Raw genomic sequence first — 8,642 nt, forward strand, 5'->3', positions numbered from 1 at the left:
ATGAGCCTTCCCACGGTGGGAAGGTCAAACGGCAGGCAGTTGAGTGCTGGTCCGCCGTGCGCTGTTGACGTTCCCATCATGGGAAGGCTCAGGCTACCTGCTCGTTCTTACTGGCTCCTACTCCATGGACATAACGCTCACCTCGCCGCGGCCGGCGCCTGCGGGCACCCATCGCTTCAGTGTCGCCGGCATGACATGCGCCTCGTGTGTAGGCCGGGTAGAGCGCAGCTTGCGCTCCGTTGCCGGCGTGAGTGATGCGTCGATCAATCTGGCAACAGAAGTGGCCGAGGTCAGCGCGCCGGCGGCCGCGTTGCCCGCATTGATCGCTGCGGTGAAGCAAGCCGGTTATGAGGTTGCCAGCCAGGAGCGGGATCTGATCATCGAAGGGATGACCTGCGCTTCCTGTGTGGCACGGGTAGAGCGTGCGCTACGCGCTGTGCCGGGCGTGATGGAGGTGTCGGTCAATCTGGCCACCGAGCGCGCGCGCATAGCGACCACGTCACTGGTGGAGGTCGCATCCCTGGTAGCCGCGGTCAGCGCAGCGGGCTACCGCGCGATCGAACCGCAGACCCCGGCAGGCAACGCCGATACAGCGTCGGTGCGCCAGGCGCTCAGTGGTGACACCCTAAAACTGCTGATCGCTGCGGCCCTGTCCCTGCCATTGGTCGTCCCGATGCTGGGATGGGTCGCAGGTCAGCACTGGATGCTACCGGGCTGGCTGCAGTTCTTGCTCGCAACGCCGGTGCAGTTCTGGATCGGTGCGCGCTTCTATCGCGCCGGATGGCACGCCCTACGCGCCGGCACGGGCAACATGGATCTGCTGGTCGCTTTGGGGACCAGTGCCGGTTATGGGCTGAGTGTCTATCACTTGTTCAATGATGCAGGACACCACGGCGATGCCCCGCTGTACTTCGAGACCTCAGCGGTCATCATTACGCTGATCCTGCTGGGCAAGTGGTTAGAGGCCCGCGCCAAGCAACAGACCACGCAAGCGATCCGGGCCTTGCAAGCACTGCGGCCAGCCACCGCACGCGTGTATCAGGACGGGCAAGAGCGCGAGGTTGCCATTCACGAGGTTGCCGTTTCGGACATCGTCAGTGTGCGGCCAGGCGAGCGCATTCCGGTGGATGGCGTGATCGCGGAGGGCCGCACGCACGTGGATGAGTCCCTGATCACCGGGGAATCCATGCCCGTGGCGCGGGGGGAGGGCGATCGCGTTACCGGCGGGGCCATCAATGGCGAAGGCCGCATCCTGGTGCGCACACTGGCCATCGGCGCCGAGACCGCCTTGTCTCGGATCATTCGCCTCGTGGAGGATGCACAGGCCAAGAAGGCACCTATCCAGCGAACCGTGGATCGGGTGAGCGCAATCTTCGTGCCGGTGGTGATTGGCCTGGCTTTGCTCACGCTGCTCGGCTGGGGTCTGGGAACGGGTGATTGGAACCAGGCGATCCTGAGCGCGGTGGCGGTACTGGTAATCGCATGCCCGTGTGCGCTGGGGTTGGCGACCCCAACGGCGATCATGGCTGGCACCGGCGTGGCTGCCCGAGCGGGCATTCTGGTCAAGGATGCCGAAGCGCTGGAAGTGGCACGTACCGTCAAGGTGGTGGCCTTCGACAAAACAGGCACGTTGACCCAAGGACGTCCGGTACTGACCGAAGAAATTGCCACCCGTGGCCACGCGGCCGATCTGTTGCCGTTGGCGGCGGCCCTGCAACAAGGCAGCGAGCATCCCTTGGCCAAGGCCGTAGTGAGCGTGATGGGCCAGCGCTCCATTCCGCTCGCACGCGACGTGCAGGCGGTGCCTGGCCGCGGCATCACCGGCACGGTGGATGGCAGGAACCTGTTGCTGGGCAGCACCCGCATGATGCTTGAGCATGGCGTGGCGCTTACGGCATTGCAGACCCGGGCAGACCTACTCAGCCAGACCGGCCACACGGTGTCCTGGCTGGCAGAGCAGGGTACCGATCATCCGCAGTTGCTCGGCATTCTGGCCTTTGAGGATCCGCCGCGTCTGGGTGCAGCCGCAGCTGTGCAACGGCTGCACACGCTGGGTCTACGCACCGTCATGATTTCTGGCGACAACCCCGGCGCGGCCGCCTCGGTGGCCAAGGTACTGGGCATCCACGAGGTGCGCGCCAATGTATTGCCTGAGCAGAAGGCTGCCTTGGTCGCAGAATTGGCTCTGTCGGCACCGGTGGCCATGGTCGGCGACGGGGTCAACGATGCGCCAGCGCTGGCTGCCGCCAACCTGGGGGTGGCCATGGGAACCGGTACCGATGTGGCGATGCATGCTGCTGGGGTTACCCTAATGCGCGCTGAGCCGGGTCTGATCGCCGATGCCCTCGACATTTCCCGCCGCACCACCCGCAAGATCCACCAGAACCTGTTCTGGGCCTTTGGTTACAACGTGGTCGGGATTCCTCTGGCAGCCCTGGGCTTGCTTGATCCGGTCATCGCCGGCGCAGCGATGGCCTTGTCCAGTGTGAGCGTGATTGCCAACACGCTGCTGTTGCGCCGTTGGCAGCCAACCAAGATCGATGTGGGAGAGGCATGATGGCAACCAGACGCAGCTCCAAGACACTGCGACCCGAACTGGCCGACGCGCGCGAAGCCGGATTGCATAACATTGGCGAGGCCGCCGCGCTCAGCGAGGTCAGCGCCAAGATGATTCGCCACTATGAAGGGATCGATCTGATCCCTCCGGCTAGTCGCACCTTTGCTGGCTATCGCCTTTACACCGATGCCGATGTGCACAGGCTTAGGTTCATTCGTCGTGCCCGCAACCTGGGATTTTCCATCAAACAAATCCAATCGCTCTTAGGCTTGTGGAGCGATGACCGACGAGCCAGCGCCCAGGTCAAGAAACTGGCCCAGGGCCACATCGACGATCTGCAGATCAAGATTACCGAGATGCAGGCCATGCAGCGAACGCTGCGCGACCTAGCAAGTCGATGCCATGGCGACAACCGCCCGGAATGTCCGATTCTGGACGATTTGGCGAGTCCGACGAACGGGCATTGACGTTGCCACAGTGGGAAGCCTGACGCTAGCTATCCCTGCTGGTTGGAGCAGCAACGCATGCATCGACTACATATCCCGGCCATGGCTTGCAGCGCATGTGTGGCACCCATTCGACGTGCGCTGATGAGCGTAGACCCCTCGATGCGGGCGCAGTTCATGCCGGACCAACGTCGCATCAGTCTCGAAACCCGCCGTCCGCTTGAGCTGATAAAGCAAGCACTCAGCTTGATCGGCTACCCGGCCCATATTGTTCATTAATGGCGTCATCAAAGAATGCGTTGTGCCATTGCGCCATCTCGATCGTCACCTCTCACCAAACTCGCCAAATGAGCCTCATGCACGCCTACCGCGTCATCCGTGGACAGGGTCCACAAAGCCTTCACAGAATCGAGGTTCCGCCCTCGTCCTTGGGCGAGAACCAGGTGCTACTGGCCGTCAAGGCCGCCTCGCTCAACTACCGTGACTTACTCGTTGCTCACGGTCAGATGGGGGCCGGCGAAGCCCGCATCCCTTTGTCGGACGCTGCCGGAAAAGTAGTAGCTGTAGGTTCGGCGATCACCGACTTCTCCATCGGTGATGCCGTACTCCCCACCTTCTTTCCGCGGTGGACTGACGGATTTGCCAGCGAGCAAGCGCTGTCCCTGTCGCTGGGTGGCAACATCGACGGTGTGCTGACGACACATCTGGTGGTAGATCAAAGCGCATTGGTGCACGCGCCACGCACTCTGTCATGGGAGCAAGCTTCTACGATCGCCTGTGCAGGGGTCACTGCCTGGCACGCGTTGTTTGAGTTGGGCGCGCTGCCCGACGGTGCTCATGTGCTGATTCAGGGCACTGGCGGCGTGTCTACATGGGCGGTCCAGCTCGCGCTGGCAGCCGGCTTGCGCGTCACGGTGCTCTCTGGGAGGGGAGAGGGCATCGAGCATATGGTGGCATTGGGGGCACACGCTGCCATCAACTACAACACCGATCCCAACTGGGGTGAAACGGTGCTCCGCACGACCGGCGGCGTAGATCTGGTGATGGACATCGGTGGAGCTGGCACGATTGCCCGCTCGCTGCGAAGTCTGCGCCCCGGCGGCCAAGTCGTGACCATCGGTGGCGTCGCTGGCGGATTTGCATTGAGCATCGATCCATTCTCACTCATCGGCGGAAAGTCACTCACCGGAGTGGTAGTGGGTTCCAAGAAAATGACCCAAGCCCTTATCCGCTTCATCGACGAACACGCCATCGTGCCCGTTATCGACACCATCTTTCCTTTTGCTGAAGCTGCTGCCGCGTTTGCGCGCATGGAACATGGAAGGCCCATCGGCAAAGTGGTCATCGCCATCAACTAACCTCTCGGCTTCACACGAGCTCCTTCATGCCTCTGATCAACATCAAAGTCTCTGCATCTTCGTCTCCCGCGCTGACCGCGAAGATATCTACACAGGTGAGCGATCTAACCAGCCGGATTCTAGGAAAGAAGGCGGGCCTGATCGCGACGATCATCACGTATGTCCGGCCTGAAGATTGGCTGATCGGAGGAAAGACGCTGAGCGAGATTGGCGTCTCAAGCTTCTCGCTGGAGATCATCGTGACGGATGAGACCAACACCAAAGCGCAGAAGGCAGAGTACCTTGCCGAGGTGTTCGCCTGCTTTGAGCGCCTGTTAGGCCCCGTGCACCCGACTAGCTATGTACATGTCCACGATGCGCGCGCCTCGGCCTATGGTTTTGGAGGACGGACTCAAGAAGCCAGATTCCATCGTTCGTGACCCTCTCGATCACCTCGAATGATAAGGAAGATTTATCGCGGTTAGGAGAGGGCAGCCGTCGACCCAAGGACGAGCGGTTCCTGCTGCTCAAGCGGCAGCACGACCTGACAGGGAGAGATATGGACCGGATGCGGGAATGGTTCCAACAGTTCCCGCTCCTAAGCGAAGCCCACGCGCTCAAGGAAGGATTTCTGTCGATCTGGGATCAGAAGACCCGCCCAGCAGCAGAAGCCGCCTGCGCGAAGTGGCAGGCCAATATTCCGACCGAATTGGCGGCCACGTTCAAGGACCTGACCACCGCCGTGCACAACTGGCACGACGAAATCTTCGCCTACTTCGAGCAGCCGATTACCAATGCCTATACTGAGTCAGTCAACCGAGTGGCCAAAGACATGAACCGCATGGGCAGGGGTTACAGCTTCGAGGTGCTTCGGGCGCGCATACTCTACGACAAGAAGGCGCGCAAGGATGGCTCGGTTATCGAAACCGTGTTGGTCGATGACGACGACCCAATGACCACGGACTTCGTGTTCCAGCGGATGACCACGGCGGCAACGCGCAAGAAGAAGATCACGCGCGTGGTCGAGTACGGCCCCTATCTCCCGACGCTGGCGCGGCTACTCGAAGAGGGGTATTTCGAATAGTCCTCAGCCCATTGTGCAAGAGGCGGCGCTTCAGCCTGAATTTGTGATTCAGCCGATGAAGCATAGGTAAGAGGCCCAGCCACTACCCCGCGCAACAGGACAGTTGCTTTACGTCCTTGGTGAAGGTTTGTGCCGCGAGTTTCAGCCCCTCGACCATCGTCAGGTAGGGGAATAACTGGTCGGCCAACTCTCGCACCGTCATGCGGTTGCGAATCGCCAGTACTGCGGTTTGGATCAGCTCGCCTGCTTCCGGGGCTACCGCTTGCACGCCGATCAGTCGTCCCGAACCGGCCTCCGAAACCAGCTTGATGAAACCGCGCGTGTCGAAGTTGACCAGCGCCCGGGGCACGTTGTCGAGCGTCAGCGTGCGGCTGTCGGTCTCGATACCGTCGTGGTGCGCTTCGGCTTCGCTGTAGCCCACGGTGGCGACCTGCGGGTCGGTGAACACCACCGCCGGCATCGCCGTCAGATCCAGCGTCGCGTTGCCACCCGTCATGTTGATTGCAGCGCGGGTGCCGGCCGCCGCCGCGACGTAGACGAACTGCGGCTGGTCAGTGCAGTCGCCGGCGGCATAGATGTGCGGCACGGTAGTGCGCATCGCGTGGTCGATGGTGATGGCGCCTTGCGCATTGACCACCACACCGGCCGCGTCGAGGTTGAGCGTGCGGGTGTTTGGGGTGCGGCCGGTGGCGAACAACAGCCGGTCGGCATGCAGTTCGCCGCGTTCGGTGGTGAGCACGAATTCCCCATCCTCATAGGCGACCTGGCTGGCCTGGGTGTGGTCCAGCACTTCGATGCCTTCGGCGCGGAACACGGCCGTGATGGCCTCGCCAATGGCGGGGTCTTCGCGAAAGAACAGTGTGCTGCGCGCCAGCATGGTCACCTTGCTGCCCAGCCGGGCAAAGGCCTGCGCGAGTTCGACGGCCACCACCGACGAGCCGATCACGGCCAGCCGATCGGGGATCGTGTCGCTGGCCAGCGCTTCGGTCGACGTCCAGAAGGGCGTGTCTTTCAAGCCCGGGATCGGTGGAATCGCCGGACTGGCCCCGGTGGCGATGAGGCAGCGGTCGAAACTCACCTCGCGCATCCCGTCGTCAGCGGTTGCCATGGTCAGCGTGTGCGCATCCTTGAATCGGGCATCGCCGCGCAGCACGGTGATGGTCGGGGTGCTCGTCAGGATGCCTTCGTACTTGGCGTGGCGCAGTTCATCGACGCGCCCCTGCTGCTGAGCCAGCAAGCGCTTACGCAGAATCTTCGGCGAGGCGGCGGCAATGCCGTCATCGAACGGACTCTCGCGACGCAGATGCGCAATGTGGGCAGCGCGGATCATGATCTTGGACGGCACACATCCGACGTTGACGCAGGTGCCGCCGAGAGTGCTGCGCTCGATCAGCGTCACACGCGCCCCTTGCTCGACGGCCTTCAACGCCGCCGCCATCGCCGCGCCGCCGCTGCCGATCACGGCCACGTGCAGTGCAGCCTCATCGTCCTCGCGCTTTGGTTCGCCGCCCAGCCGCTCTTGTGCATTGTTCAGCAGGTCGCTGGGTTGCCCCGGCGCATCGGCAAGCTGCGCTCGGTAACCGAGTGCGGATACCGCCGCGACCAGCGAGGTCACGTCCGCGGCGGTACCTACGCTGGCCTCAATCTCGGCCCGGCGCTGTGGGTAGGACACTGAGGCCGAACGCACGCCGGGCACCTTTTCCAAGGTCTGCTTGACGTGCTCGGCGCACGACCCGCAGGTCATGCCATCGATGTGCAGCGTGATCGCCTCGGTCATGAGCGTGTGCTCACTTCTTGACGGTAGACGGGTAGCCGGCGTTCTCGGTGGCTTTGGTCAACGCGGCCGGAGTGGTCTTGGCATCGTCGTAGGTTACCACCGCCTCCTTGGGCTCCCAGGTCACCTTGGCCTCGATGACGCCTTCGACCTTGGTCAGCGCCTTCTTGACCGTGATCGGACAGGTGGCGCAGGTCATGCTCGGCACCGACAGCGTGACGGTTTTGGTGGCGGCCCAGGCGGGAGCGCTGAGGGCAACGGTCAGAGCGAGCAATGCGACGAGTTTCTTCATGGCAATCTCCTTTCAGTAGAACAGGGGCATGAGGTAGGGGAACACGAGTGCGATCAGCACCAGGGCGGTGACGATCCAGAAGATCACCTTGTAGGCCGTCCGCACCTGGGGCACGGCGCATGCGTCGTCCGGCGCGCAGGCGCGAGCCGGCCGGAAGATGCGACGCCACGCGAAGAACAGCGCCACGAGCGCCACGCCAATGAAGATCGGCCGGTACGGTTCCAGCGCGGTCAAGTTGCCGATCCAGGCGCCGGAGAAACCCAGCGTGATCAGCACCAGCGGACCGAGGCAGCAGGTCGAGGCGAGGATGGCGGCGAGGCCACCGGCGGCCAGTGCACCGCGGCCGTTGCTGGGGTCTGCCATGTGAGGGATCTCCTTCCGAGACGTTGCGTGATGCGCTAAGGTTACTTCCGTAGTCAAGTACGGAGTCAAGCGCGATGGTGAACGATCCGCAAACACTGACCATCGGGGCTTTCGCCAAGGCCGCTGGGGTCAACGTGGAGACCATCCGGTTCTATCAGCGCAAGGGGTTATTGCCAGAACCAGGTCGGCCCGTCGGCAGTATTCGCCGCTACGGATCGGCGGACGTGGCGCGGGTGCGTTTCGTGAAATCCGCCCAGCGGCTGGGGTTCAACCTGGACGAAGTCGGCCAACTCCTACAGCTTGAGGACGGCACTCACTGCAGCGAAGCCGCCGAGCTGGCTGCGCTCCAGCTCACCGACGTGCGCACCAAGATGGCGGACCTGACGCGAATCGAAGCGGTGCTGTCACGGTTGGTCAACGAGTGCCATGCGCAGCGAGGCACTGTGTCGTGCCCGCTGATCGATTCTCTGCACGGGAGCTAGGCGCGTGGCTTAACCCGGTTTTCCGTTCCACTGCGCCTCAAACCCCAGTTCGAGCCGGGGGCAAGGTGACCTGCCACTGATTGTTTCCTTGCACCGACATGCGCCAGACAAAGCCCACACTGAAGGCTAAAAGCGCGTAAGCCTTGCGATACCAGAAACCTACCGAACGAGAGCTGTCAGACAAGAAGGGCTAGTGCGGTCTTCCCACACTAAAATCCGGATACCCAAAATTTTGGCTATTTGCAAAATGTGGTTGGAACAGAGCCAGAGGTCAGCCCAGCTCTCCTGAGTCGGACAGCTCCACCAA

The 8,642-nt window shown here is 62.5% G+C and carries 9 protein-coding genes; 6 read left to right on the plus strand and 3 right to left on the minus strand.

Going from position 1 to position 8,642, the window contains the following annotated elements:
- Window positions 1-124 precede the first annotated feature (124 nt).
- The 5 genes from Q0907_RS17805 (at window position 125) to Q0907_RS17825 (ending at window position 5,424) form a co-directional block, all read left to right on the plus strand.
- Window positions 125-2,557, plus strand: a complete 2,433-nt coding sequence (locus Q0907_RS17805; RefSeq protein ID WP_185896203.1) for a heavy metal translocating P-type ATPase — start codon at window positions 125-127, stop codon at window positions 2,555-2,557.
- Window positions 2,557-3,024, plus strand: coding sequence for a Cu(I)-responsive transcriptional regulator (cueR, locus tag Q0907_RS17810; RefSeq protein WP_185896204.1), 468 nt, complete (start codon window positions 2,557-2,559; stop codon window positions 3,022-3,024). The genes Q0907_RS17805 and cueR overlap by 1 nt, the downstream gene beginning before the upstream one ends.
- Window positions 3,025-3,350: 326 nt before the next feature.
- Window positions 3,351-4,361 (plus strand): NAD(P)-dependent alcohol dehydrogenase, encoded by a 1,011-nt coding sequence (locus Q0907_RS17815; protein WP_185896205.1) that lies wholly within the window; start codon window positions 3,351-3,353, stop codon window positions 4,359-4,361.
- Between the two features lie 26 nt (window positions 4,362-4,387).
- Window positions 4,388-4,780, plus strand: coding sequence for a 4-oxalocrotonate tautomerase family protein (locus tag Q0907_RS17820; protein WP_185896206.1), 393 nt, complete (start codon window positions 4,388-4,390; stop codon window positions 4,778-4,780).
- Complete coding sequence (locus Q0907_RS17825) at window positions 4,777-5,424, plus strand: transposase (protein WP_299347240.1); 648 nt, start codon at window positions 4,777-4,779, stop codon at window positions 5,422-5,424. The genes Q0907_RS17820 and Q0907_RS17825 overlap by 4 nt, the downstream gene beginning before the upstream one ends.
- Before the next feature lie 82 nt (window positions 5,425-5,506).
- Here Q0907_RS17825 and merA read toward each other — a convergent pair whose 3' ends face one another.
- From merA to merT, 3 genes are read right to left on the minus strand one after another with little or no spacing between them, the layout of a single operon-like run.
- Window positions 5,507-7,201: a mercury(II) reductase gene (merA, locus tag Q0907_RS17830; protein WP_299347241.1), complete on the minus strand. Its 1,695-nt coding sequence runs from the start codon at window positions 7,199-7,201 to the stop codon at window positions 5,507-5,509.
- Window positions 7,202-7,211: 10 nt separating this feature from the next.
- A complete protein-coding gene (gene merP, locus Q0907_RS17835; RefSeq protein ID WP_012480190.1) occupies window positions 7,212-7,490 on the minus strand; it encodes a mercury resistance system periplasmic binding protein MerP in 279 nt (92 codons plus the stop codon).
- Window positions 7,491-7,502: 12 nt separating this feature from the next.
- Window positions 7,503-7,853, minus strand: coding sequence for a mercuric ion transporter MerT (merT, locus tag Q0907_RS17840; RefSeq protein WP_019183730.1), 351 nt, complete (start codon window positions 7,851-7,853; stop codon window positions 7,503-7,505).
- A 74-nt stretch (window positions 7,854-7,927) separates the two neighbouring features.
- On the opposite strand from merT, the gene merR reads away from it, so the two are divergent.
- Window positions 7,928-8,335 (plus strand): Hg(II)-responsive transcriptional regulator, encoded by a 408-nt coding sequence (gene merR / locus Q0907_RS17845; RefSeq protein WP_012480188.1) that lies wholly within the window; start codon window positions 7,928-7,930, stop codon window positions 8,333-8,335.
- Window positions 8,336-8,642: the final 307 nt, after the last annotated feature.

The sequence above is a fragment of the uncultured Pseudoxanthomonas sp. genome, assembly GCF_947498795.1.
Classification (GTDB): domain Bacteria; phylum Pseudomonadota; class Gammaproteobacteria; order Xanthomonadales; family Xanthomonadaceae; genus Pseudoxanthomonas_A.